Source organism: Eubacterium xylanophilum ATCC 35991 (assembly GCF_000518685.1).
Classification (GTDB): Bacteria; Bacillota; Clostridia; order Lachnospirales; family Lachnospiraceae; genus Eubacterium_F; species Eubacterium_F xylanophilum.
In genome coordinates this window covers 22,065-48,147 of the sequence record NZ_KI912476.1, presented here as the reverse complement: position 1 = coordinate 48,147, position 26,083 = coordinate 22,065, and the positions used below count along the sequence as shown (strand labels likewise).

The following is a 26,083-nucleotide window of genomic DNA, read 5'->3' as shown; positions in this document are numbered from 1 at the left end:
TGTTACTAGGCTAATGGAACCTCTGTGAGACCTCCACGCTTAAGGTGCACGCTCTTTCTCTCCATATATCCGCCACATTTACTCTGCTACTACAAATGTGATAGTTATTAGACTTCGTTGTTTTATGCCAACTTATCTCTCGTAGCCTAGCCTTATATGTGATTTCTGTCCGTCGGACCAGAGATTTGCTTGCAGCTTCCTTCAGATTCCACCTCACGATGGACACCCTTGCTGTTCAGCTATACACTTCCCACTATCTGGGCGTGTTCGGGACTTGCACCCGTTAGAGCGCGCCCATGGCGCGCAAACATAGAAAAGCTACAGCCGAAGCTGTAGCTTTTACAGAAAGAGAAAAAACGAACATATATTTTAGTTTGTAATCGTAACTTCAGTTTCTTTATCAAACAAGTGAATCTTGTCTGCATCAAGAGCAATCTTGATTGTGTCTCCAGGACGAGCTGGTGTATGTGGGTTAACACGAACAGTAATGTCATTGTTCTCAACTGTGAAGTAAAGGAATACTTCTGCACCAAGCATCTCGTATACCTTAACTGTTGCCTCAATAACAGTCTCTGGAGAGCTATTGATAAATGACTCATCATCTTTGATGTCCTCTGGACGAATACCAAAGATAACCATCTTGTCTTCATAACCACCCTCGATAAGCTTCTTAGCTTTGTTCTCAGGAAGTTTGATTGTATTAGAACCAAACATAAGAAGTACGTCTGCACCCTGAACAACCACTCTAGCCTCAATGAAGTTCATCTGTGGTGATCCGATGAATCCAGCAACGAACAAGTTGTTTGGTCTCATGTAAAGATCAAGTGGGCTATCTACCTGCTGTACAATACCGTCTTTCATAACAACGATACGTGTACCAAGTGTCAACGCCTCTGTCTGGTCATGTGTTACATAGATAATTGTTGTCTCAAGTCTCTGATGAAGCTTAGAAATCTCAATTCTCATCTGTACACGCAACTTAGCATCAAGGTTTGAAAGAGGCTCGTCCATAAGGAATACCTTAGGATCACGAACGATAGCACGTCCCATAGCAACACGCTGTCTCTGACCTCCTGACAAAGCCTTAGGCTTACGGTCTAACAAATGCTCAATATCGAGAATCTTAGCAGCCTCATGTACCAAACGATCGATCTGATCCTTAGGCACTTTACGAAGCTTAAGTCCAAATGCCATATTGTCAAATACTGACATATGTGGATACAAAGCGTAGTTCTGGAATACCATTGCGATATCACGGTCCTTAGGCTCTACGTCGTTAACAAGCTTGTCACCGATCCAAAGCTCACCGTCTGAAATCTCTTCCAAACCTGCGATCATACGCAATGTTGTTGATTTTCCACATCCTGATGGTCCTACGAAGATGATAAACTCTTTATCTTCGATCTCAAGGTTAAAGTCCTTAACCGCATGGAAACCGTTAGGATATACTTTGTTAATGTTTTTTAATGATAAACTAGCCATTCTTTTTATTCCTCCTGGAAATGTATTTTCTTGCTTATGTAGAATACTATACACTATTTTGAAAAATTAGACAATGTTGAAAATGTCTAAAATAATTTTTATATCTTTGTGGAGATTAACCAAGATTTTGTGGTCAGACATTATTCAAACCACTCTTTTTAGTTCTATCTCTCCTTCTGACACTCCTTTTATACGGGCGTTTTAACATATATGAATAGAATTTTTCCATATGTATAAACTTGAAAAATTTTGGTATGTGAACATTTTCATAAAATATCACGTCCATTACACTTCCAATGCAAATACACAACTTAGTATTGAGCATTGCCTTGTTCTTAAAAACCCAATCGTCAGATCCATACTCGCTCATAGAGACAATAACAACATCCGGAAGCAATGTATTAATCTCATTGATTATGGCTTCCTCTGCTCTACCGGACTCCTCGCTCTGAATCTTCACTATCTCCATCAGAGGATAATGAGCCTTCAAATAGCGTTGCATAAAAAAAGCTTCCTTGCGATTTCTGCAAGATAAATACAACTTTTTTCCGTCAAATAGTCCGTCCTTAAGTACCGCCCCAGCGGCTTTATAATCCACTACGACGTTATCATTTTCGAGTTTTTCAACATCGTCCTGAGACAATGTTAGAAGTACCTCCCTATCGCCGGGAAGCACTAAGTCTGTTTCACTAAGTTTCTCCAATGTATGATTATCCTCGCAATACTCACTCAAATAATCCATAGAAACCAGTTCAACAACATTGACACTTTCATTGGCCAGATAATCCTCTACCTTTCGCTTTAATTCATCTTTGTAAAGGATATCAACCTCTATGTCTTTGTAGTTTAATTTGCTTGACATGGTTCTCCACTCATTTATTCCTTGATATCGTCCTCAGTTCCAATAACGATCTCTATATCGGCACTATTGGTGAGATCTTCACCCTGCTCAATAATAGGATCTTTGAAATATGAGGCAAGAGCCTTGGCCCACTTCTTCTTATTACCATAAATAATGGTATGAGTCTGCAGACCACCACTATAATTTCCAATTCCGGCGATGCTAAGTCCATCTGCCTCAAGTTTGTTTTTATACTTAAGTGCAAGTCCGTCAATCTGACTTCCATTTGTGATCTGAATCGACTTGTCAGACACGGAACTCACCTTGCTCTTCTTACCACCATCTGCTGAAGTCTGAGTGCTTTTTCTTGCACCTTGATCCCAAACTCCGTTGATGAGCTTACTTGTCCTCTTGGCATCAAGTAGCGCGACACCCTTCATCTCCTCTGCATATGCCCTATGAGCATAAATATTCTTAGGATTAATCTTCAAATATGAATCAACATACTTGAGCTTCTGATCCAAAGTAATGTCAGAGATTACATTATCCCACTCAGACTCAAGAAACTCCGTTAGAGATTCCTTGTCCTTATTGGCTCCAACAGCGTCCATATAGGCCTGTGAAGGTCTAAAGGCATCATCTTTTTTCTCAAATCGCTTGTTGAACTCAACCGAATCAAGTGCAGTAAAGTACCCAATTTCCACATCGAGTTCTTCCTGAAGCAACATAATACCATATTCGTAAGCGACATCGCCCTCAAAATATTTACAAATATCACGCATTGTAACTATCTGAGGCATGTACTTGCTAACTTCTTTGTAGGACTCATATGACTCTGGAGATAGCGAAATCTGTGTCTTATTAGGAATCGTCACATAATCGAGATTTCCCGTCTCTTGGTCAAATAATTCCAATACAATTGCTTTTATCTCATTTTCTTTTTTGTTATGACTATAGATAAGATTGGCAGATTCCGAACTTGGATTGACCGCAATTACATGCTCATACTTTGTACTTCTCTCATCGCGTTCGGTAGCCTTAAAAAAGAGATTTGTAAGGTGAAAACTCCCCACACCTACTCCAATAAAAATTGCAATAACCAATATTGTTTTTATAAATACTCTAAGCGCAATTTTAAGCGCACGTTTTCCATTCATCCCTGGCACCTTTCCTTCAAATAGAATTCACTTGTATATTGTATCAAAAAATGATTAAATGCACAAGGATTTTTATTTATTTGTGCTTCTGACACGCTTTTTTTTCCTATGAGCCGGCAAAGTCGCTGTAAATACAACTTTATCTCCCTCTTTCTTGGCCTTAATCGTTCCATTGTGCTGTTGAATCACATTCTTCGCCACCGAAAGTCCTATACCATACCCGCCTTTCGAAGAATTCCTGGACTGTTCCGGCCTATAAAACCTGTCAAATAGTCTGTCAAATTCCACATCATCTGAAATATCAGAAGTATTCCCGATTTGGAGCATGACATTTCTGTCATTGTTTTTCAGAATCACATCTAATTCACCTTTTTCAAGCACATACTTACTGGCGTTTTCCATGAGAATTGACACCGTCTGCTTGATTTGCTCGTAATCACCTAGAATCTTGGCCTCATCCATAACAGTATTTATCGAAACATCCTTTTGTTCAAATATTCCGACAAAATTATCCATCGTCCCCTCAACCAATTCCTTAAAATCAATTTCTGTAATAACTCTACTGTCTTCTATTTCCTCAGATTTGGCCAAGGTTAAAAGCTGATTAATCAATTCTCCCATCCTCTTCGTCTGAGCAATAATGTTCTTAGTCCACTCATTTTCTCCGTGTTTATACTGCAATACCTCAGAATTCGCAGAGATAATTGCCAAGGGAGTCTTCAGCTCATGACTCGCATCCGTGATAAACTGCTTTTGTCTGTTGGCATTTTCTTCAAATGGACGCAAAACCCTATTGGAAAACATTATAACCACGAGCGTAACCAACAATGTCAGAGTTCCAGAAATGGCGAGAATAATAATTGTCATCATATTGAGAGTTCTAAAACTCTCTGTGCAATCGAGAAATACTATCCTTGTCACTCCCGATGCCGATACCTTTAAATATCTAAAATGTTCATAATAGCCTCTGGACGCACGCATGCTCTGAACCGCGCGGACCATTTTACTTCCCTTTTCGGAATTAATTGCCATAATATGGTCGTAATCCATGACTATTCTCCCCGTATCCTCGGATACTTTCGCTGTAAAATACCTAGTTCTATAGGCTGATTCCTCATTGTAACCTATGAGGGTCTTAACGTCTTCCGAAACATCAAACTTGTAAAATTCACTTACTTTGGGCAGTTCGCCGTCATTGTCCATAATCACCCTCGTCAAACCATCTGCCTGATAAGAGTATATTATTGATGCCGAAATATTGGCCACTATTGCCACCGCGGCAAAAACTGACACCATAGAAAAGAATACAATTAAAATCATTTTGTTGCGGAAACGACGCATCTATATCCTCCCCCATCTTCTTCGATAGTAATATCAGCATGAAGCTGCTTCAACTTCGTCTTCAAATAAGACAGATAAAGTTTAACTGTCTCTAGGTCATTCTCATTCTCCCAGAGCTTATCTCGAAGCTCGTCGAGAGTATAACTAACATCTTCGCTTTTCATGAAAAGTGCCAACATCTCAGCCTCTTTGCTGCTAAGTCTCAGCCCACTCATAGTTGTCCTGACCTCATTGGTCTCACAATCAAGTTCGATATTACCCTTTCTGAGAATCCTGGTGCGATACTGATTGCTCCTTCGAATCAACGCTCCAAGTCTCGCTAACAACTCTCCCATCTCAAAAGGCTTGGCAAGATAATCATCCGCTCCAGCCGAAAGCCCATTAATCCTATCTTCAGTCTGCGCTTTCGCCGTCAGCAAAATAGTCGGCGTAAAGTCAGAATTTTCGCGCATCTTCTCCAATACCTCCATGCCACTCATCTTGGGCATCATAATATCAAGAATAACTGCATCATAGTCATTTTGTACGAGATGGTCCCACGCTTCCTCGCCGTCCTCAGCAAGGTCAACCTGGTATCCCTCTATCTTCAAAATCTCGGCAACTGCCATAGATAATTGCTTTTCATCTTCTGCATAAAGTATCTTCATGTCCCATACCTTCCTTTGATTAGTAGTCTACCGCCATCTTATCAAAGAATTGTGATTATTCCGTGATTTGAAAAATATTCCAATAATCAGACAATCATCTCCCTAATGGCCTGCATGGTCAAATCAGTTGATGCCATCTCATCGGCACATCTCTTCAACTCACTTATAATCAATTCCGTATTGTTGATATCCTTTTTATACTTCATCTGATGTTCTAGACTCGCCCAACTGTCCATTGCAATAGTCCTGAGCTGAATCTCCACTTTAACATCTTCAATTCGATCCCCGCTAAAACCATCATCTATCAAATCCTCAGTGATGGGAATGCTTAAAATCACATGCAAACTTCTATATCCATTTTCCTTGGGCATAGATATATAGTCCTTAACTTTGACAATTTCCCATCTCTCTGATTCCTTTAGGGCATCAAATATTGTATAGACATCGCCCACAAAATGAGTACATACCCTGACACCCACTACATCTGTTATATTCTTAATCGCACTGTTGACGTCCGTTGTCAAACCCTTGCGTTCAAGCTTCTCAATCAAACTCTCTGAGCGCTTTATCCTACTTCTGACATGTTCTGCCAAAGCGTGCTCCTCATCTGTCGACAAGGATTCAAGAATACTCTCAAGATAGTCCAATACCATCTTTTCAATCTTCTTTATTATACTCCAATACTGCCCATAATATTCCTTATCTATCTCACTCATAATATACCTTCCTAAAAAATCTATATATAGCAAAAAACAGAAAGCCATAAAGACTTTCTGTTCAGAGCGCGAGACGGGACTCGAACCCGCGGCCCCAACCTTGGCAAGGTTGTGCTCTACCAACTGAGCCACTCGCGCATGTCACTGTCAGCAACAAATACAATTATACACACATTCCCCACAGTTGTCAACAAGTTTTTTTAGGAAATTTGAAATTTTTTTTGTAGTAAGGGGTGGGGGGAATACGGATGAAAAAACTAATTTTAGTCTTTCATCCGTATTTCAACCCATTATATCAACTATCTTTTATAATCAACCTTTAAAGCAAATACAACCAATCCAATACCAAACAAAGATATGAACATCAGAGCATACAATGATGTCATAGGAATATAGTCTCCTGTCTGTGGCGCACCTGATGAAGAAACAGAACTGTTGCCCGATCTAGAATTCGATGAATTTCCATTAGAACTTGATCCTTTGCTGTTTCTACTACTTCCACCGCTGGAGTCACTGGAATCATCGTCATCCTCATCACTGTCATCAGCATCTTCTTCATCAACTTCTTCTGTCGATGTGGCAGTGCCTTTGTTTACTTTGAGGATCGCATTACTCGTTGCCCCCTCAGTTACAGTTGCATTTATCTGCTTGTTTTCTTTTACATTATACCCTTCAGGTACCTTCTTAACAACAATTCCATAATCACCTACGCTCGTATCTCTAATAGTGATCGTTCCCTTTGCATCGGTGATATATGTATTCTTCTTGCCATCTGGACCTGTCACTTCAACTTCTGCACCCTCAACGTCCTCTCCTGTCTTCTCATCTGTAATCTTGATGACAAGATTTCCAGTTTTTCCTTTGGCATTAATATCAACCTCAGACTTAGGCCCCTCCGTTTCATCGCTTGCCGGTGCACTTGGAGACTCTTTTTGTGGGGCAACTGTAGGCTGACTTATAGGTGCTGCCGTCGGTTTAGACGTCGGTTTCGCTGTTGGGGCTACCGTTGGCTTCGATGCTGGCTTCACTGTAGGGGCCACCGTTGGCTTCGATGCCGGCTTCACTGTAGGTGCTGCCGTTGGCTTAGACGCCGGTTTCGTTGTTGGTGCTGCCGTTGGCTTAGACGCCGGTTTCGTTGTTGGCGCTACCGTTGGCTTAGACGCCGGTTTCGTTGTTGGCGCTACCGTTGGTTTAGACGCCGGTTTCGTTGTTGGCGCTACCGTCGGCTTAGACGTTGGTTTCGTTGTTGGGGCTGCCGTCGGCTTCGACGTTGGCTTCACTGTTGGTGTAGCCGTCGGGGTCGCCGTTGGTGTCGCTGTTGGCTTCACTGTTGGTGTAGCCGTCGGAGTCGCCGTTGGTGTCGCTGTCGGTTTCAATGTAGGCGTAGCCGTTGGTGTCGACGTAGGCTTCACTGTTGGCGTAGCCGTCGGGGTCGCCGTCGGAGTCGCCGTTGGCTTCACTGTTGGCTTCACTGTCGGTGTAGGTGTGGGCTCATCCTTGACCACTCGATTATAAAAACCACCCAGCGAGTACTCAACTCCCGACATGATATCGTCATTGCTTTCCTTATACACTTTTCCGCTCTTCTTGTCATCAAGTGTGAGGTATTGTTTGTAGCTGACCTTTATAACACGTTTTCCTTCGTCATTGGTGGATACCTTAACTGTAATATCGATCTCACCGTTGGAATTTTCTATTCCATCATTTACAGTTCCGGGATTATTTTCTCGGATTATATAGTAAAATGTTCCGTCTTGACTGAACTTCAAAGTATCAAATTTAACCTTGCTATTCTCATCATTTGAGGCTGTTGACATAGTATTACCAAGAAGTGAGAATGATTCATTGGACTGGGAGAGTTTGAAGGAATACTGGTTAGGTTTCATGCCTATTGTGGTATTCTCTGTCAACCCCTTTTTCAGTTCATCGGTAAAGCGTTTGTTCATGGCAAAGTGCATCTGACCGATACCCTCTCCGTCATTTACATCGTTAGATCTGTCATGATTTATGAAGTGCCACTCTGAGTGGTTGACAACAGAACCTGGAGTGACGAGCCAACCTGCACTAGATCCCACAGAGACATCGGCACTCTTCTCGGTTACGAGAAATGCACCGGCTGTATTGTCTATGCGAACATTTTTCGCATTAAAAATATTCCAGATTATTTTCTTACATATCTGGTTGTCGATATTTCTATTGTGTTCGGAGTCGTTACCTGAATGTGTTTGGTCTCCGGAGCCCACCTCTGATGAGTTCACTTCTTCCATACACTTACCCCAATCGGTTATGGCTTTACTTACCTCTGTGACACCATATTTGCTAATCGAAAACTGTTCTCCTTCGTTGGATTCGGCGCTTACGTTGAATACGACAACAGTGTCCGGGCGTTTGATTATGTGAACATTCATTGTTCCCTTGATTGCCTCAGCTATTTCACTATCTTGGCCTACGTTAACATAAACAGTCTTTCCGTCATATTCATCTGCACTGAGATTGAGATAATAATGCGGACTTTTATAATTCTTGATTTCTTTGAGATTCAAAGGCGTCTTGGCCTTCATTTCGTTGGATTCATCGATTGCATGCCCGATAATGGCATCGATATTTGCATTGATTGCCGCCTTCGTTGATTCGTAAAACTTCATTGTGGCCTGGCAATTGCTATGCTTGTTGTTCTGGATGTTTTCCCTTATTTCCTTTGTAGTCTCGATATTGTAAACCATATCTGGCTTATCTTGATTTGCTTTTCCAAATACGACTTTACTGTCCTCATACACATCAGCGATAATGATATGTACCGGCTCAGTTCCTGCCAAGTCAATATCGTTATTGTTCTGTCCTGATCCATCCTGACCATTTTTAAACATCTTTGTGGCAATTGTTGTCTCCATGTGGTTAGTCTGCACAAATTCCCCTGATGTGATTCCAAAGTCGACACCGCGCCCGAGCACAGTGCTATAATTCACCGCACTTGCCGCATCAAAATTATTCTCGGCAAGCACTCTTTCCTCTCTCCCCAACATAAAGAAAGAAAATATTCCGACAAACATTGCCAATATAACAATGACAGCCACTGTCCTCATCCTTGATTTTCTAATATACCTTTCCATAGCTTTTTCCTCCGTTTTTTACATCTGCCACATACAACTCCTTCTATAACAGATGTTCGACGGAATATTTGCATAAAAATATTCCGATGCTTTAAATACTTTTTTCAGATACAATTATTAGTATAATTATACCATTTTGTAAGGCATTTTTCAAGCACAACCGGAATATAAAATCTATGAAAATAGCTCTGTTGAAAAATAGCGCTCAGCTGTATCCGGCAATACAGTCACTACTGTTTTTCCCGGTCCTAGCTTTTCTGCGAGTTTTAGGGCTGCTGCCACATTTGTTCCACTTGAAATACCAACCATGAGTCCCTCTTCACTGGCCAATCTCTTAGAAGTTTCTATCGCCTCATCGTCGCCCACCACGTGGATGTGATCATATATTTCTGTGTTGAGAATGGCCGGAATGATGCCATCTCCTATTCCCATCTGAATGTGGGTTCCTACGGTTCCACCGGCGAGAATAGCTGCATTTTCTGGTTCTATTGCCCAGATTTCTATGTCGGGATTTGACTCCCTTAGTACCTCTCCGATGCCGGTTATCGTTCCACCCGTTCCTATTCCACTGCAAAAGCCGTCGATTTTGCAGTCTACATCTTGCAATATTTCTACGGCCGTTGCATTTTTGTGAATCATTGTATTGTTGGGATTCTCAAACTGCTGTGGTACGAACACCTTAGGATTCTCTTTTTGCATCTTGAGAGCCAACTTCAGGCACTCGTCTATACAGCGACCAATATCACCATCATCGTGAATTCTTATGACTTCCGCACCGTAGTGTTCAACTAGCTTCGTGCGCTCGATACTCACTGAATCCGGCATAATTATTATCGTCTTATATCCTCTAACTGCTCCCACCAATGCCAATCCTATTCCCTGATTGCCACTGGTAGGTTCAACTATAATAGTATCTTTGTCAATTTTCCCGGCTTTTTCTGCTGCCTCTATCATATTGAGAGCAGTCCTTGTTTTGATTGATCCACCCACATTTAACGCTTCCATCTTAACAAGAACTCTTGCACTATTCGGCCCAACCATTTTGTTGAGCTGAATTAGCGGTGTATGTCCAACAATGTCAAGTATGTTACTGATTACCATTTCTTTCTCCTCATGTCAATATTATTCCTGTAATTCATCAAGAGTTTTGTGGTATGATGGGAGGAACCAGTTCATGAATATGTCGACTTCCTCCATATCCATCTCCACCAACGCCTTCTCTATTGTCAGATATGCGGTATCAAACTCGTGATTTCCTGCCTTTTCTTCTTCAATGCACTTTATTAGTGCGGATAATTTATCTGCTGCCTTGACTATTTTCCAACAGTCCTTATCATCATCTCTAGGGAAGAAAAGTGGCTCGTAGTAAGGTCTCATATAGTCTGGCAACTTGTTCAAAAGCTCCTCAGATGCCACGTCCTCCACTCTGCTGTAGGCAATATTTATATCCTCATCATGATACTTGACAGGAGTAGGCAAGTCTCCCGTTATTATCTCATTTGCGTCATGGTAAAGTCCCATGAGCGCTAGTTTTTCCGGATTATAATTGCTACCACACTTCTCATTGGAGATAACACCGAGTGCATGGGCCAACATAGCTACCTCCATGGAATGCTCACTTATGTTCTCGCGGGCCGAGTTTCGCATAAGTGACCACCTTTCTATATATTTCATCCTTGCCATAAGGGCAAAAAATGTATAATCTCTCATATACTTTTTCCTCCTCTCACTAATCCTTAATCTTTAAAATCTTTTTCAAATACTGTCCGGTGTAAGACATCTCACAAGCAGCCACTTCTTCCGGTGTTCCGCTTGATATAATCGTTCCCCCTCGGTCGCCGCCTTCTGGCCCAATATCTATAATATAGTCGGCAGTCTTGATTACATCGAGGTTATGTTCTATGACAACAATCGTATTTCCTCCTTCTGTCAATCTCTGAAGGATTTTTACCAATTTGTGCACGTCGGCAAAATGAAGTCCCGTTGTCGGCTCATCGAGAATGTACATGGTCTTGCCAGTACTCTTTCGACTCAGTTCCGTCGCAAGCTTGATACGCTGTGCCTCTCCACCTGACAAAGTAGTGGATGGCTGACCAAGCTTTATATATCCAAGCCCTACATCGTATAAGGTCTGAATTTTCTTGTGTATTCGCGGAATATTTTTGAAAAATTCCAGCGCCTCCTCCACGGTCATATCAAGAACATCGAAAATGCTCTTTCCCTTGTATTTCACCTCTAGAGTTTCTCTGTTGTAGCGTTTTCCGTGACAGACGTCACATGGCACATAAACATCCGGGAGAAAGTTCATCTCTATCTTGATGATTCCATCGCCCTTACAAACTTCGCATCTTCCGCCCTTGACATTAAAGCTAAATCTTCCCTTCTTAAAGCCCTTTGCCTTGGCATCAACGGATGTGGCAAAGAGCTCTCGAATCATGTCAAATACACCTGTATAGGTGGCCGGGTTAGACCTAGGGGTCCTACCGATGGGCGACTGATTGATATCTATAACTTTGTCGATTTCCTCATATCCTTTTATGTCTTTGCACTTTCCGGGGATGACTCTCGCTCGGTTGATCTTTTTAGCCAAAAACTTAAACAAAATCTCATTCACAAGAGAACTTTTACCGGATCCTGAAACTCCCGTCACACAAGTCATAACTCCCAGAGGAAACTTTGCATCAATCTTTTTCAGATTATTTTCTTCTGCTCCGATGACTTCAATAAAGCCCTTGGGCTCTTTTCTACTGTCGGGAACAGGAATCGACTTTCGTCCGGACAAATATTCGCCGGTGATAGACCCCTTTGTTTCCATGATTTCCTGTGCAGTTCCCACGGCTATAACTTCTCCGCCTCGCTCTCCCGCACCGGGTCCTATATCGACAATTGTATCTGCCTCAAACATGGTCTCCTCATCGTGTTCAACCACAATAAGGGTATTTCCTAGATCTCTCAACTCCTTTAGAGATTTGATTAATCTGCCATTATCTCTTTGATGCAATCCTATACTCGGCTCATCTAGTATATATGCAACTCCCACAAGGCCCGAGCCAATCTGAGTTGCAAGTCTGATTCTCTGGGCTTCTCCGCCAGAAAGCGTCCCCGTAGCTCTTGCGAGATTTAGATAATCAAGTCCCACATCAACTAGGAACTTGAGTCTTGCATTGATTTCTTTTAAAACTTGCTTTCCGATTTTCAACTTGTGATCACTAAGCTTGAGCTCCTCCATGAATTTTCTCAGCTCTTTTATGGAGTAATCGCATATCTCGGCAATATTTTTTTCACCAATCGTAACTGCCAGAGAGGACTTCTTAAGTCTTCTTCCCCCACACTCCTCACAAGGTGTGATCCTCATGAGTTGCTCATACTCTTGCTTCTGACTGTCCGAGCCGGTCTCTCTATATCTCTTCCTGATATTCTCTATCAGGCCCTCAAATGCAATATTATAAACTCCTCTTCCCCTCTGTCCAACGTAGTGAACTTCAACTTTTATACCGCCTGTTCCATATAGGATAATATTCCTGACATCCTCCGTATAATCCTTGAATGGAGTTGACAAGTCAAACCCAAACTCCTCAGCCACGGCACTGAGCACACTTCTGGAAAAACTTCCTTCCTTCACCACAGACTGCCATCCCGGAGCAACGATAGCGCCCTCATCTATGCTGAGTGACCAATCAGGTATGATCAAATCCACATCAAATTCCATCTTATAACCAATTCCATGGCAAACAGGACAAGCGCCAAACGGATTATTGAAAGAAAAGCTTCTTGGTTCTATCTCATCCACACTTATGCCACAATCCGGGCAGGAAAAGCTCTGACTAAAGTTCACCGGTTCGCTTCCCACCACATCGATTACTACGAGACCAGACGCAAGATTCAGCGCTGTCTCCAAGCTCTCTGACAACCTTCCCTCGATTCCCTCTCGTATCACAAGTCTGTCCACAACTATATCTATGTTGTGCTTTATGTTCTTCTCAAGCTTTATCTCCTCAGATAGATCATATGTATTTCCATCCACTACTACTCTAACATATCCACTTTTCTTCGCCTTTTCAAAGACCTTGACATGTTCACCTTTGCGACCTCTGACGATAGGTGCCAAAACCATAAACTTGGTTCCCTCTTCCATCTTGAGGATTTCGTCTACCATCTGATCCACGCTTTGTTGCTTTATCTCCTTGCCACACTTAGGACAATGAGGTGTACCGAGTCTCGCATATAATAATCGAAAATAGTCATATATCTCAGTAACCGTTCCGACTGTTGACCTCGGATTTTTGTTGGTAGTTTTCTGATCAATCGATATTGCAGGAGGTAATCCCGATATGTTTTCCACATCCGGCTTTTCCATCTGACCCAAGAATTGTCTCGCATAAGAAGACAGGGACTCCATATATCTTCTCTGACCCTCGGCATATATGGTATCAAATGCAAGGGAGGATTTTCCTGACCCACTCACTCCTGTAAATACTATAAACTCATCTCTTGATAAGCTCAAATCAATGTTTTTAAGGTTGTGCTCATTGGCACCTTTTATAATAATTTTCTTCGATGTCATCTCAGTTTTCCTCTAATATCTTCTTAAATTCTATCATCTTATCTCTCAGGATTGCAGCAGTCTCAAAGTCAAGTTCTGCAGCAGCTTTCTGCATCTTTTTCCTCGTCTTTTCAATCAACTTCATGAGTTCCTCGTGACTCATATACTCTGGATCTTTCTCAAGTTCTCCTATTCCATCATCTGCCTTAGTAGAAATCTTGATCAAATCTCTGACAGGCTTAACTATCGTCTTCGGAGTTATGCCATGTTCTTTGTTGTACTCCGCCTGGATCTTCCTACGTCTATTGGTCTCACCAATTGCATTCTTCATGGAATCCGTCCAATTATCGGCATACATCACAACACGCCCCTCTGCATTTCTGGCAGCACGACCGATAATCTGAATCAGAGATGTCTCCGAGCGGAGAAATCCCTCTTTGTCCGCATCCAATATGGCAATAAGCTTGACCTCAGGTATATCAAGGCCTTCTCTCAAAAGATTGATTCCTATCAGCACATCAAACACATCAAGTCGCATGTCACGGATTATCTCCATTCTCTCCATGGTATCTATATCGGAATGAAGATATCTAACTCTTATACCCACTTCCTTGTAATAATCCGTCAAGTCCTCCGCCATCTTCTTCGTAAGCGTGGTCACAAGTATCTTTCCCTTGCTCTTTATGACTTTCTTAATCTCTGCCAGCAAATCATCAACCTGTCCCTTTACAGGCCTAACTTCCACTTCGGGATCTAACAACCCCGTAGGACGTATAATCTGCTCAACTCTCATGAGCTCATGCTCTTCTTCATAGGTGGATGGCGTAGCCGACACAAACATCATCTGATTGATATTATTCTCAAATTCCTCAAAATTTAGCGGTCTGTTGCTCTTGGCCGAAGGAAGTCTGAAACCATATTCTACAAGAGTAGATTTTCTTGATTGGTCCCCTGCATACATTCCCCTAATTTGTGGAATTGTTATATGGGATTCATCCACAATTATCAGAAAATCATCCGGAAAATAGTCCATAAGTGTATGTGGGGTCTCCATCGGTTGCAAACCATTTAGGTGCATGGAATAATTCTCGATTCCGGAACAAAAACCCGTCTCTCTCAGCATCTCGATATCAAAATGCGTTCTCTCGTATATTCTCTGCGCTTCGATGAGCTTATCTTCGCTCTTAAAAAACTTTACTCTCTCTCTGCACTCAAACTCTATACCCTCGATTGCCTTTTCCATCTTGTCGGGAGCCACCACATAGTGAGATGCAGGGAAAACTACTACATGTTCCAGGTTGTTGAGAACATTTCCGGTCAGAACATCGAACTCCTGGATTCTGTCGACTTCATCACCAAAGAATTCAACTCGGACTGCCGTATCAGAACTGGATGCAGGAAAAATCTCAACCACATCGCCTCTCACGCGAAATGTTCCTCGCTGAAAATCCATGTCATTTCTCGTATATTGAATTGTCACTAACTGCTTGATGACCTCATCCCTGTCCTTAATCATTCCAGGTCGCAGAGAAACTGTCATGTTTTGATAGTCTATAGGGCTTCCCAGTCCATAAATACAGGAGACACTGGCTATAACTATCACATCTCTTCGCTCTGTAAGAGCAGCTGTCGCCGAGTGCCTCAATTTGTCTATTTCATTGTTAATTGAGGAGTCCTTTTCTATATATGTGTCGCTGGAAGGCACGTATGCCTCTGGTTGATAATAATCATAATATGACACAAAATACTCAACTGAATTATTGGGAAAAAACTCCTTAAACTCGCCATATAACTGAGCCGCCAGCGTTTTATTATGCGCTATTACAAGCGTTGGTTTTTGCAATTTCTGTATGACATTGGCCATGGTGAAAGTCTTACCGGAACCTGTAACTCCAAGCAATGTCTGAAACTGATTTCCCTCTTCAAACCCCTTTACCAAGGCCTCAATAGCCTCAGGTTGATCTCCGGTTGGCTTGTATTCTGATTGTAGGCAAAAACCCTCTTCGTTATTTGGCTGATTCATAACTATCCCTTTCTATCTTGAATTAAGTAACCTTATGGAGATTCCAAGCTGCATTGCCACATACTCTCCTCTCTCATATATATCTTCTGTCAACTCAGCAACCAATATTCCATAAATATTTTTCTCAAAAAATACCGGAAAAGCCACTGAAGTCTCACAGTCTGTCGCCATCTCGTTGCGAATAAAAATATTCTCAAGATTTCTCTCCTGCCGATCTCTTGGAAATGTATAAAGAATTCCATTCTTGATTACGCACCGCAGGAAAACTCGCTTATCAAAGACAAAGTCCTCGTCCACATTGAACTCCAAAGGCTTTTCAAATATATATAGTATCGCATTTTGGACACCAAGTAATTCAATGCTGTCAGTGATATTGGAAACAACCATGTTTCCAACATCTTCATCTGTTTCATAAATCATACTTCCCGCCAGGAATTCATTTAAAATATGCATATTTTTTCTTCGAATCCTATTGTCGGTTGTTCGCATCTCAGCTGTGGATCTAAATGCATCGTCTCTCATTCTTCCAAAAAGTCTGTTAATATCTACCGATATTCTTCCACTTCTCTCATTGGCATTGAGTGAGTTCTGAAATCTAGTAATACTGTTGATGAATTTAATCGAATCAGAGTACTTCATAGCTCCATTGGCAAAGAAAATATCCACCAATCTCCAAAGTTCTCCAAACTCTTCTATCCCCATATAGCGCTGCTTGTTGGCCAATAACATCCTTGATACTATCTCGTAAAATAGTCTCCTAAGGTCAACATCTTCACGCTTATGCTTTTCATAGCGATATCTGTAGAAGCAATCATCGAACATTCGATATATAAAGGCTTCGCTTCCCTCAGATAATTCGACTGTATTGTATTTATACATTTGATATTCAAAAGAATCTCGACCATAAAGCCTCGTCGGCAACAATACTGATTCTACTTCTTCTCCATCGATCATCCTTATCATGAGCTCCATAGCCTTCTGACCGAGCATATCATCTCTGGCACCAATAGAAGCCAGAGGCGGATACATCTCTCCCGCCATCTTAGTATTGTCAAATCCAAATACAAGGATGTCTTTTCCGGGAACCAATCCCCTTTTCTTCATGACATTATAGAGTCCCACAGCAACCGCATCATTTACACAAAATATAGCTTCCACATTGGGATTTCTGTCAAGTAGTGTCTTGGCAGCTTCTTCACTTTGATCTGACATATTGGTATCCACATATTGTCTTTCGCGGAACATTATGCCCTTTTTTTCAAGACATCTCCTGACAATGCGTTTTCTATTTACTGCATCTTCATTGTCATCGCGACCACCTAACATGCATATATTTTGAACTCCCAATGCTGTGGTCATATAGTCGAGTGCTTCTCTTATTCCCGACTCATTGTCATAATTAACTGTGACATATTTGTCACTTCTTGAGGCGACCAAAACCTTGGGAATATCCTTGAATCCCTTTAAAAATGCATTTCCGTCAGGATGGTTGGCGTTTTTGGCATTTTCGCTGGCAATAATCAGGCCATCCATATTGCAGGTGTCGGCAAGTCCATAGATGCAATTACTCACACTTCTAAACCAGTATTCATTTTCAGATTGATACTTTCGATTGGCAAATTTTCCTGACAACAGCACGATTCGAACTCGTCTATGCGCCGGTACGGCATTCTCTGCACCGGTTATAATCTCTCTTGTAAAACTATTGGTAAGAGATCCCGTCACAATACCTATAACAAGGTCTTCCTTTTTCTTTCCCATATTTCTACCACCTACCCTTTCGCAATGATTTCAGCAGGTTTCGAAAATAAGAAGCCTTGAGAATAGTCGATTTTATAGCTAATTAAGAGCTTCTGAATCTCCTCATTCTCCACATATTCGGCTATTATCTTGACATCTTTCTTGCTAATATCTTTCCATCCGGATATGATGGCAATCAGGTTCTCCGCATCCTGATTTTCTGTACAAACACTGACGATCGAACCATCAATCTTGACGTAATCAAAGTCAATATTTATAACATGTTGCAAATTAGAGAAACCGCTTCCAAAATCATCAAGGGATACCTTTGCTCCCAAGTGGTGGATCTTTCCGACAAAATCAGCAACTCTATCATAATCATCTATATCTTCGTTTTCAAGAATCTCAAATACAAAATTCTCAGGATATGCAGTTGTAGACAAGAAATCATAAATATAATCCAATAGATTCTGAGTCATGATATCTCGCATTCCAAGGTTGATACTGACACTTACATCTTCCTCATCCCTGAATCGATCAAATACTTTTTCTATCATCCTCCGAGAAATTCTGTCATATAAAAGTCCATACTTTCTGGCAACATCCAGAAACTCTCCCGGTCTGTAGATTCGACCATTTTCATCTGTGAGTCTCATGAGGGACTCATAATGGTTGATAGTTTCTGCTTTGTTATCATATATACCCTGATAATACGGAATTACCCTGTCATTGTTGAGGGCATAATTTATAATATTGAGCATCTTATACTCTTCGCGAATCTTCTTCTCATCAATATTTTCAACCCAAGACTCATATACTATAAACTGAATATTTTTCTGCATCATCTCGATTCTCGCATGATCGTAAATGTTCCGCAAGTCCTTGAATTTGCAACCATCAATGATACAAAAAGTCGGGACGATGGATACATAATCATCCCCAGACTCGAAAATTTTCCTCTGGAGTAATTCCATATCCTCCGTAAACCTATCCAGACTCACAGCATAGGACGGCGCTCCAATGGCAATCTCCCACTCTGACAGGGAATAGATGTGATAATACTTTTTCTTTGAAAACTCTGAGCATTTGTTGATAAAGTCCTTATAGGTGATATTGATAACACCCTCAGAGAATACTGTTCTGATTCTCATGAGATCAGGAACATCTATGATGCACAGTCTGTCATATCCCTTTACGTCGATATCTAGGCGCAGGGCACTGCTGTTGAGCAACTTATCTTTGTGGCTGTAAAGAAGCTTCATCTCACAATCTCTCACAAACATACTCATACTGGAGGACGACGTCTGATCTTTGTCCTCGGCAAATACGCGCTCCATGTCGATTAGATAATTCATGAGGGCTTCATTGTCGTAGGCCAATCCCTCTGTGTTGGAAAAGATGTGCGGATTGTACTTTTGCACAGCTTCCTTCTCTCCGAATGCTGATACGACAAAAGAACAATTGGCGAAAGTATTACGTCCATTAACATGGGCAATTTCACCTTCTGTGATACATCCACAAATATTGGATTCCTTATAAACTGAGAGTTCCCACTTAACACAGTTGGAATAAATAACAGATCTAGCTATGCAAGAATAGCCGAATATAGTTTCAGCTTTGTCAAATTTCTCGATTCGATGGAAAAGCGATCTGTTGTCTGAAATAATCTTGCCATCGTATATAAATGCTCTTTTAATCTTGCTGCCAACCTTTACACCATGGTTGGCGACTAGCAACTCTCGAGCTTCAGCGGTGTCTATATCAGGATGGGCATCATATATTTTCTTGTAAGCCACATCCTCACGGCCAAACATCTCATCTATACTCTTATCCTTAGAGTAGTGAACCATTATGGGAATATCTTCTGTTCCCGAGTAAACAAATGGAAAAAGATTGGTGAGCTCGAGATTGTTCTGAACAGTATCTCCTACTACTTTTCTGTAAGACTCTGCCGCATTCTTGCCTTCAAACTCTAAAATACAATTTCCAAAGGAGTTGGTGATCTCGATTTCATCCCCCAGCACTTCAACACCGGTGGCATATCCCGTCACACTCTCAACTTCTTCTCCACCTATAGATGCAAGGATAATCCCCTTTCTCGTCCATCCATTCTCATCAAATAAAAATCCTGTTTCCCCGAAATCTCTCAAACTAATCTCTGCAGTATTCGCAAGACCACCTATCATCTGAACACCGGGGAAATAGTCATTGCAGCGATCCACAAATTCATATACATCCATATACTTACTCGTCAAAAACGTAAGCAAAAGTTTAGTGTCATCGTCAACAATCTCTTCTTTAACTTTTTTACAAAGTGTATCCGCCGCCAAGGGTTCGCCAGTTTCTTCATCAAATGTAGAAAATAACGCAGTCCTAATCGCCCCACTAGAAGCTTGTGTGACTGATATCACACACTGATTAGCACTCAACTTGCCCATATTTATAATTGCAGAAGTACTGGTTCCAAATATCTTCGCCCCCGGCACTCGCTTTTTGATAAATCTTGCAATCTCCACAGCTTCATCTTCAAGATGTGCACCCGTGTGGATTCTCACGAGAATATCACCTTTACTGGAATCTAGTGCCAATTGTTCCAATGTCTCCTGCAATCTCGCTTTGGATATATACTGAAAATTCCATGTAAACATACCCCTATCTCCTTTTTCATACTACCTATAAAGCGAGTTCTATACAAATAATATTATACCACCCTTTAGTGCAAAAGACAACGTGAAAAATGCGAGGGGAATTAATCCGCCTCGCATTTTCACATGTTGAAAGGTCATATATTATACTATGTCTACTCAAACTTATATGAGTCTACCATAATACCTTTGTTCTTGAACACAACGATCACATCATGTGTTCCTGTAACAGTCTTCGCCAAGTTAATATTGAAATCTTTGTACTCGCCGTCAACGATATCTCCGGCTTTAAGTGTAAGCTTTGAAGCTCCACTATCACCAAAGTCAACATTTGACAAACCTACGAAGCTGTCAGCATTTCCATTGTTTGCAAGTGAGTAATTCTTAACCCACTCAGCATTTGAGCCCTCAAGGTCATTGAGCTGTGTTGCCACTCCTGTTGAGTAAGCAAATGACTCTGCTTCAATTGTCTTATATGGATCAACTGTTCCAACTGCATCAACGCCATCTTTTGTCATGTTAGTATAGATTGCTTTTCCTTCATCATCGAGGAAGTCAGAAGCCAAATCCACATATGTTGTTCTATAATCCTGCTTACATCCAAGTTTAACAGTATCTGCCTTTGTATGATAGAATGCATACATCTTGCCCTTAAACTCAGTGAAGCAGTGGTGGTTATTACCTGTTGAGCCAAATACGCTTCCTGGATTCTTGAGAACACATCCTACAAACTTGAATCCTGTCATAGGATTGTCACTCTCCATTACGGCAATCTGTGCTGTAGGACACTCAATACCATCATAATTTCTATTGATATCTCCAGCCCAGTTAGAGCAGTAGCTATAGTAGTACTTATCTCCAATCTTGTTGATTCCTGAATCCTCAAACATGAATGGTGCATCGATTGTTACCGCTTCACCAACAACACTTGTCATGTCATCTCCAAGCTTAACAACTCTTGCACAAGCTGGATTTGTAAGGAAATCTGCTGACTTACCAGTTGTATCACCAATACCACCGAAGTACAAGTATGCCTGTCCATCGTCATCTACGAGTACAGCTGGGTCAAACAACCATCCTATCTCACTCTGTGAGCAACCTGGAACGCTTCTGTCGATAAGAGCTTTTCCAATTGGATCTGTCCAAGGTCCTGTAGGACTATCTGCTGTAAGTACTCCAATACTATTTGCAGAGTTTGCAAAGTAAAGGAAGAACTTCTCTTTTCCGTTAATCTTCTTATGAGCTGCTGCCGGAGCCCAAGAGTTTCCAGCCCATTTTGCTGCTCCCTTGCTTCCTGCTACAGCGATTTCACCGTGATCAGTCCAGTTAACGAGATCTGCTGAAGAGTAGCAGTTCAATGTATTGATACGTGCATAGTTATTATCCGCATTTCCTGCATCAAAGTACTGCTGAGAATCGTTTGTACCATATACGTAGATTCTTCCATCGTACTCCATAGCCCATGGGTCTGCAGTAAGTCTTGAAGTGATTGCAGGATTTCCAGCTTTCGCCTTTGCAAGTCCAGCTGTGAGATCCGGAACACCTTCAAGAAGCTTCTCCTTAGCAACTCCTACCATGTTGAATTCATCGATACAGAAGTCAATGGTATTTTTTCCATCACCATATGCCGGCTGAACATATACTGTAATTGTTCCTACATGTTCTGGAATCTTAGTCTCTACTTCACAGAGAACCCACTCACCACTTGGGCATGTAACTTCCTTGATTCCAGGATATTTTTCTCCTGAATCATCTGAATATGCCAAGCAAAGTCCGATATTCTGTGATGCGCCTGTGTCCTGCTTGATATAAACGCTAAATTTATATGTGCTATTTGACTCAGCTACATCTGTAATGTCAACCTGTGGACCATGCCATCCGGCTGTACGTCCTGACACTTTAATTCCCTTTTTAGTATCATTGGCACCACCGTCAACTACGGTAAATACCTCTTTACCGGAACGTCCCTTTAGAACGCCTGAAGTACCATCTTCACCATCTACATTAAACAATACTGCCGGTGTTGGTTCCGGTGTAGCTTCGCTAGGATCTGTTGGAGCGGGTGTAGGAGTTGGCTCATATCCAATTCCATTTACTTCTCCAATAAGATTATCATCTGAAATACTGTCGAGATAAATCTGAATACCAGTTTTATCTGATCTTGTATATACTTCTTGTGGCTTCTGTGTAGGCTTAGCTGTTGGTGCCTTTGTAGGTGCCACTGTTGGTGCAGCTGTTGGTGCAGCTGTTGGTGCTACCGTTGGCACATCTGTTGGCGCTACTGTTGGAGCACTACTTTCAGCCGGTTTGCCGCTCTCTCCTGCCGGATTTCCGGTTGGATTAGCTGACTCAGCAGCTTTTGGTGTTGATTTACTTGCATCAGCGCTTGCTGCTGGTGCTGTAGCTTTTGATGCAGCTGTACTAGCAGGCTTTGATGTGTTCTTTTTCTTTGCAGCAGTTACAACAACTTTAACTGTTCCAATCTTGACTTTTTTCTTGGAGTTCTTCTTCTTCTCCTTAACTACGATCTTTGCCGTTCCGGCTGCCAAAGCCTTAACTTTACCACTCTTGCTAACCTTAACGATTTTCTTTTTCTTGTTAGTAAAAGTATATTTTGCTCCCTTTTTCTTGTTCTTGAACAAAATCTTCTTGCTTTTACCAACCTTAAGAGTGATTTTCTTGGTCTTAAGCTTTGTTTTCTTTTGCTTTGCACTTATCACCTGTGGATTGCTCGCACCCAATACCATTGAGCAAGCCAACGCAGCAGTCATGACAGAGTACAACGCTCTTTTCTTTGCTACCATACTATTCCTCCTTAGCATTTATTGTCAAAATGCGTAAATAATCAATTTGACTCCCTCTCCTTGATAGACAATCACAGCATTTCGACCATAGTATAACAATAACTTTAGTATATATTACAGCACATTTCACAAAAAAACTATGATATATCAAGTCAAAACATTGATATATTTACTCTTTTGCAACTATTGGTAAATATATCAATTATTGTCTTACTCACGTCGTTCGTAAGACATTTTTTAGCCTTTTCTATGTACAAAACGCCTCGCCACCTCTATTGCCACCCTATATGGCGGTGGCACCAATTCCTTGTGAGCGCGCTTTATCTCTTCTATTATCTTTATTCCCTGCGGGCAGTGACTCTCACACTTTCCGCATCTCACACACTGAGTGGCCAGAGCCGGTTCTTTCCTTAAACCTATAACTTGGAAAAACTCTCTTCGACCCGTGGCTTTTTTCTCAGTATACATCTCATTATAGCATCTAAATATTCCGGGAATATCAACTCCCTGTGGGCATGGCGTACAGTAACCGCATCCGGTGCAAGGCACTTTAATACGATTATTAATCTCATTTTTTATGCGCTCTATCATGGCCCTGTCCTCATGGTCAAACTCTCCCACCTGAACCTCTGAGGCTATGCGAACATTTTCCTCTAACATGGCAATGGAATTCATACCAGAAAGTACACAAGTCACCTGAGGTTGCTCCCACAACCATCTAAACGCCCACTCTGCGGCAGAGTATCCCTTAGGATTCTCTGCAATTATGTCTTGGGCTCTCTCGGGAAGAAGATCCACCAACTTACCACCTCGCAGTGGCTCCATGATTATCACTGGAATTCCCTTCTCAGCCGCAGCCATAAGCCCCTTTCTGCCCGCTTGACTGTGTTCGTCCATATAATTGTACTGAATCTGGCAAAAATCCCAATCATATTCTTTCAGTATCTTTACGAACATATCCGTATTGCCATGAAAAGAAAAGCCGAGATTTCTAATTCGTCCTTCTCGCTTTTTCTCTTCTATCCACTCCACGATTCCCATAGACTTAAGCTTTTTCCACGAGGCAACATCTGTGAGCATATGCATGAGATAGTAATCGATATGATCTGTCTTGAGCCTCTTGCATTGCTCCTCAAAATACTTATCTATCGCCTTGGGAGAATTGATGAGATACTGCGGAAGCTTTGTGGCAATATTGATCTTGTCCCTGGCATTATTTCTCTCCAATATTTCTCCGAGAGCCACCTCGCTCCCCGGATAAATATAGGCTGTATCAAAGTAATTTATACCAAGCTCAATAGCACGCATAATCTCCTTTTCAGCCTTATCCACATCAATAGAGCTCCCCTTCTTGGAAAATCTCATACATCCATATCCCAACAATGATATCTTTTCGCCTGATTTATCTTCTCTATACTGCATATATCACCTTTTATTACACTAAGCTTGTAATAATTTCCTTTCGAAACTGCGGCATGCCAGCCATAAATAACCTTCTAATAATTCTATAATAATAAAACTTCTTTTGTCTGTCTAGTCTTTATTTTTTTTATATTTCGTGGTATTATATAATGAGTTAACATATATCAAACAAAGGAGAATAAAAATGAAAGAAGGATTAACCTGCCCCAATTGTGGCGCACCCATAACTACCGAGATTTGCCCATATTGTGGCACAGCAACGGGGCTCTCAAGCTTGGATTCCAACACAGAATATCCAACTATTCACTGCAAAGAATCTAATATAAACTTTTGGTCTATTGTATTTCCTGCAATATTTGCACTTGCATTTGGCGGAGCCGGAATGATGATGCTTGCTCAACCATTAGGTTTCAATCCCATGGCAATACTTCCGCTTATCATCGGCATCGGTGCACTTTACTTCACCCTAAGGCCAATCATATATGGCATAGTAATTGCCATCAAGGGCAAGGAAATGACAGCCAAGGTTTACGGCTATATCGATGACAATGTAAAGTACAACGACGTTCCGGGGCAAGTGGTCAAACTCCTAGTCAATACGAAAAATGGTCCGCGATTCCTACTTTACCAGTTAAATTCCATAGAAAAACCCTATGGAATTAATACCAATATTAGGATAAGAGTATACAAAGAATATATTAAAATTCTCAAAGACAAAGAAGAAATTGAGTGGTAATAATGTTATATGATAAGGATATAAGGGAACCACTTTTCGAATATCTCGAAACAAGGTTTCCCATTCATAGAATATATGAAGAAAAGATGATTGGCAACTCACGAGCCGATGCAGTACTCGTAACACCTGACGCACTCTACGGAATAGAGATAAAGAGCGATGCAGATACCTATGCCAGACTCCAGCGCCAGACAAGGGATTATGACAAGTATTATGATTATAATATCATAGTTTGTGGCGGTTCTCACGGAAATCATATCAGAGAGCATGTCCCGGAACACTGGGGAATCATAACCGTAGACGAAGTGGATGGAAAGTGTGATTTTTACTATTACAGAGAACCTCTTCCAAATCCCCATACTTCAATCGCCAACAAATTATCAATCCTATGGCGTCCTGAGCTTGCTTCCATCCAAGAAAAACTTGGACTTCCAAAGTATAATAACTTTGGAAAGGCAAAGCTAATTCAAAAGATCAAGGATATGGCCACCGAAGCCGAATATCAGCCACTTATATGCGACACTCTGTTAAATAGAGATTATACCACTATCGCAGAGACCATATCAGCCTTTAGAAAAGAAAAAAATCTCAAAAAAAGACGATATACCAAAAAACTTGGTGTTAAGAGAAAACGTCGAAGCGGACTCTAAGACGGATGAAATATCACTTTTCCTCATTTCATCCGTCTTTTACTCTCCACATCCTCAAGAATTCTTTCCGTGTATATGGATGATTTCTTAAAAATTAACTTTTCATCCGTATTAATTTCCCTTTTTGGCATGTCCCTTCCCTCTCCTAGGACCACCTCATTCCACTTTCGGGGCATGCCTATTTTATATTTCTTATTTTGGCATGCCCCTTCTCTCTCCCGGGACC

18 protein-coding genes and 1 tRNA gene are annotated in these 26,083 nt (G+C 41.3%); 2 read left to right on the top strand and 17 right to left on the bottom strand.

What is annotated here, in order from left to right; translation table 11 throughout:
- Positions 1 to 369 precede the first annotated feature (369 nt).
- The 16 genes from L877_RS0111255 to L877_RS0111180 form a co-directional block, all read right to left on the bottom strand.
- Positions 370 to 1,482 (bottom strand): ABC transporter ATP-binding protein, encoded by a 1,113-nt coding sequence (locus L877_RS0111255; RefSeq protein WP_026836159.1) that lies wholly within the window; start codon positions 1,480 to 1,482, stop codon positions 370 to 372.
- Positions 1,483 to 1,615: 133 nt separating this feature from the next.
- Positions 1,616 to 2,344, bottom strand: a complete 729-nt coding sequence (locus tag L877_RS0111250; RefSeq protein WP_026836158.1) for a WecB/TagA/CpsF family glycosyltransferase — start codon at positions 2,342 to 2,344, stop codon at positions 1,616 to 1,618.
- Positions 2,345 to 2,358: 14 nt separating this feature from the next.
- Entirely contained in the window at positions 2,359 to 3,480 is a 1,122-nt protein-coding gene (locus tag L877_RS0111245; protein ID WP_026836157.1) for a LytR C-terminal domain-containing protein, read from the bottom strand.
- A 72-nt stretch (positions 3,481 to 3,552) separates the two neighbouring features.
- On the bottom strand, positions 3,553 to 4,800 hold the full coding sequence (locus L877_RS13735) for a sensor histidine kinase (protein ID WP_051437839.1): 1,248 nt from the start codon (positions 4,798 to 4,800) through the stop codon (positions 3,553 to 3,555).
- Positions 4,797 to 5,468: a response regulator transcription factor gene (locus L877_RS0111235; protein WP_026836156.1), complete on the bottom strand. Its 672-nt coding sequence runs from the start codon at positions 5,466 to 5,468 to the stop codon at positions 4,797 to 4,799. Before L877_RS0111235 ends, L877_RS13735 begins: the two co-directional genes overlap by 4 nt.
- 86 nt (positions 5,469 to 5,554) lie before the next feature.
- Positions 5,555 to 6,184 (bottom strand): GTP pyrophosphokinase, encoded by a 630-nt coding sequence (locus L877_RS0111230; protein ID WP_026836155.1) that lies wholly within the window; start codon positions 6,182 to 6,184, stop codon positions 5,555 to 5,557.
- Positions 6,185 to 6,249: 65 nt separating this feature from the next.
- Positions 6,250 to 6,322, bottom strand: a tRNA-Gly gene (locus tag L877_RS0111225).
- 161 nt (positions 6,323 to 6,483) lie between these two features.
- A complete protein-coding gene (locus L877_RS14505; RefSeq protein WP_026836154.1) occupies positions 6,484 to 9,294 on the bottom strand; it encodes a SpaA isopeptide-forming pilin-related protein in 2,811 nt (936 codons plus the stop codon).
- 174 nt (positions 9,295 to 9,468) lie between these two features.
- On the bottom strand, positions 9,469 to 10,395 hold the full coding sequence (gene cysK / locus L877_RS0111215; RefSeq protein WP_026836153.1) for a cysteine synthase A: 927 nt from the start codon (positions 10,393 to 10,395) through the stop codon (positions 9,469 to 9,471).
- Positions 10,396 to 10,416: 21 nt separating this feature from the next.
- A complete protein-coding gene (gene yfbR, locus L877_RS0111210) occupies positions 10,417 to 11,004 on the bottom strand; it encodes a 5'-deoxynucleotidase (protein ID WP_026836152.1) in 588 nt (195 codons plus the stop codon).
- Between the two features lie 19 nt (positions 11,005 to 11,023).
- Entirely contained in the window at positions 11,024 to 13,858 is a 2,835-nt protein-coding gene (uvrA, locus tag L877_RS0111205) for an excinuclease ABC subunit UvrA (RefSeq protein ID WP_026836151.1), read from the bottom strand.
- Position 13,859: 1 nt separating this feature from the next.
- Positions 13,860 to 15,860, bottom strand: a complete 2,001-nt coding sequence (gene uvrB / locus L877_RS0111200; RefSeq protein ID WP_026836150.1) for an excinuclease ABC subunit UvrB — start codon at positions 15,858 to 15,860, stop codon at positions 13,860 to 13,862.
- Positions 15,861 to 15,872: 12 nt separating this feature from the next.
- The gene (locus tag L877_RS0111195; RefSeq protein ID WP_026836149.1) at positions 15,873 to 17,621 is read right to left on the bottom strand and encodes a substrate-binding domain-containing protein; all 1,749 of its coding nucleotides are present in this window, start codon (positions 17,619 to 17,621) and stop codon (positions 15,873 to 15,875) included.
- Between the two features lie 11 nt (positions 17,622 to 17,632).
- Positions 17,633 to 20,248: a bifunctional diguanylate cyclase/phosphodiesterase gene (locus L877_RS0111190; protein ID WP_026836148.1), complete on the bottom strand. Its 2,616-nt coding sequence runs from the start codon at positions 20,246 to 20,248 to the stop codon at positions 17,633 to 17,635.
- A gap of 152 nt (positions 20,249 to 20,400) precedes the next feature.
- Positions 20,401 to 23,049, bottom strand: coding sequence for a family 43 glycosylhydrolase (locus L877_RS13725; RefSeq protein WP_051437838.1), 2,649 nt, complete (start codon positions 23,047 to 23,049; stop codon positions 20,401 to 20,403).
- 237 nt (positions 23,050 to 23,286) lie between these two features.
- Entirely contained in the window at positions 23,287 to 24,471 is a 1,185-nt protein-coding gene (locus L877_RS0111180; RefSeq protein WP_026836147.1) for an aldo/keto reductase, read from the bottom strand.
- Positions 24,472 to 24,655: 184 nt separating this feature from the next.
- Between L877_RS0111180 and L877_RS0111175 the strand changes: the two genes are divergently transcribed.
- Both L877_RS0111175 and L877_RS0111170 read left to right on the top strand, forming a co-directional pair.
- A complete protein-coding gene (locus tag L877_RS0111175) occupies positions 24,656 to 25,207 on the top strand; it encodes a zinc ribbon domain-containing protein (protein ID WP_026836146.1) in 552 nt (183 codons plus the stop codon).
- Between the two features lie 2 nt (positions 25,208 to 25,209).
- Complete coding sequence (locus tag L877_RS0111170) at positions 25,210 to 25,857, top strand: sce7726 family protein (RefSeq protein WP_026836145.1); 648 nt, start codon at positions 25,210 to 25,212, stop codon at positions 25,855 to 25,857.
- A gap of 23 nt (positions 25,858 to 25,880) precedes the next feature.
- Here L877_RS0111170 and L877_RS14230 read toward each other — a convergent pair.
- Positions 25,881 to 26,083: hypothetical protein (locus tag L877_RS14230; protein ID WP_169729796.1), on the bottom strand; the 203-nt coding region annotated here is incomplete at its 5' end.

Bases quoted from the DNA above. Each gene is read 5' to 3' on its own strand.
- L877_RS13735 (WP_051437839.1), bottom strand. From the start codon at position 4,800: ATGATTTTAATTGTATTCTTTTCTATGGTGTCAGTTTTTGCCGCGGTG.
- cysK (WP_026836153.1), bottom strand. From the start codon at position 10,395: ATGGTAATCAGTAACATACTTGACATTGTTGGACATACACCGCTAATT.
- L877_RS0111255 (WP_026836159.1), bottom strand. From the start codon at position 1,482: ATGGCTAGTTTATCATTAAAAAACATTAACAAAGTATATCCTAACGGT.
- uvrA (WP_026836151.1), bottom strand. From the start codon at position 13,858: ATGACATCGAAGAAAATTATTATAAAAGGTGCCAATGAGCACAACCTT.
- L877_RS13725 (WP_051437838.1), bottom strand. From the start codon at position 23,049: ATGGTAGCAAAGAAAAGAGCGTTGTACTCTGTCATGACTGCTGCGTTG.
- L877_RS0111170 (WP_026836145.1), top strand. From the start codon at position 25,210: ATGTTATATGATAAGGATATAAGGGAACCACTTTTCGAATATCTCGAA.
- L877_RS0111235 (WP_026836156.1), bottom strand. From the start codon at position 5,468: ATGAAGATACTTTATGCAGAAGATGAAAAGCAATTATCTATGGCAGTT.
- L877_RS0111195 (WP_026836149.1), bottom strand. From the start codon at position 17,621: ATGGGAAAGAAAAAGGAAGACCTTGTTATAGGTATTGTGACGGGATCT.
- L877_RS0111250 (WP_026836158.1), bottom strand. From the start codon at position 2,344: ATGTCAAGCAAATTAAACTACAAAGACATAGAGGTTGATATCCTTTAC.
- L877_RS0111175 (WP_026836146.1), top strand. From the start codon at position 24,656: ATGAAAGAAGGATTAACCTGCCCCAATTGTGGCGCACCCATAACTACC.
- L877_RS0111190 (WP_026836148.1), bottom strand. From the start codon at position 20,248: ATGTTTACATGGAATTTTCAGTATATATCCAAAGCGAGATTGCAGGAG.
- L877_RS0111245 (WP_026836157.1), bottom strand. From the start codon at position 3,480: ATGAATGGAAAACGTGCGCTTAAAATTGCGCTTAGAGTATTTATAAAA.
- L877_RS0111180 (WP_026836147.1), bottom strand. From the start codon at position 24,471: ATGCAGTATAGAGAAGATAAATCAGGCGAAAAGATATCATTGTTGGGA.
- uvrB (WP_026836150.1), bottom strand. From the start codon at position 15,860: ATGAATCAGCCAAATAACGAAGAGGGTTTTTGCCTACAATCAGAATAC.
- yfbR (WP_026836152.1), bottom strand. From the start codon at position 11,004: ATGAGAGATTATACATTTTTTGCCCTTATGGCAAGGATGAAATATATA.
- L877_RS0111230 (WP_026836155.1), bottom strand. From the start codon at position 6,184: ATGAGTGAGATAGATAAGGAATATTATGGGCAGTATTGGAGTATAATA.
- L877_RS14505 (WP_026836154.1), bottom strand. From the start codon at position 9,294: ATGGAAAGGTATATTAGAAAATCAAGGATGAGGACAGTGGCTGTCATT.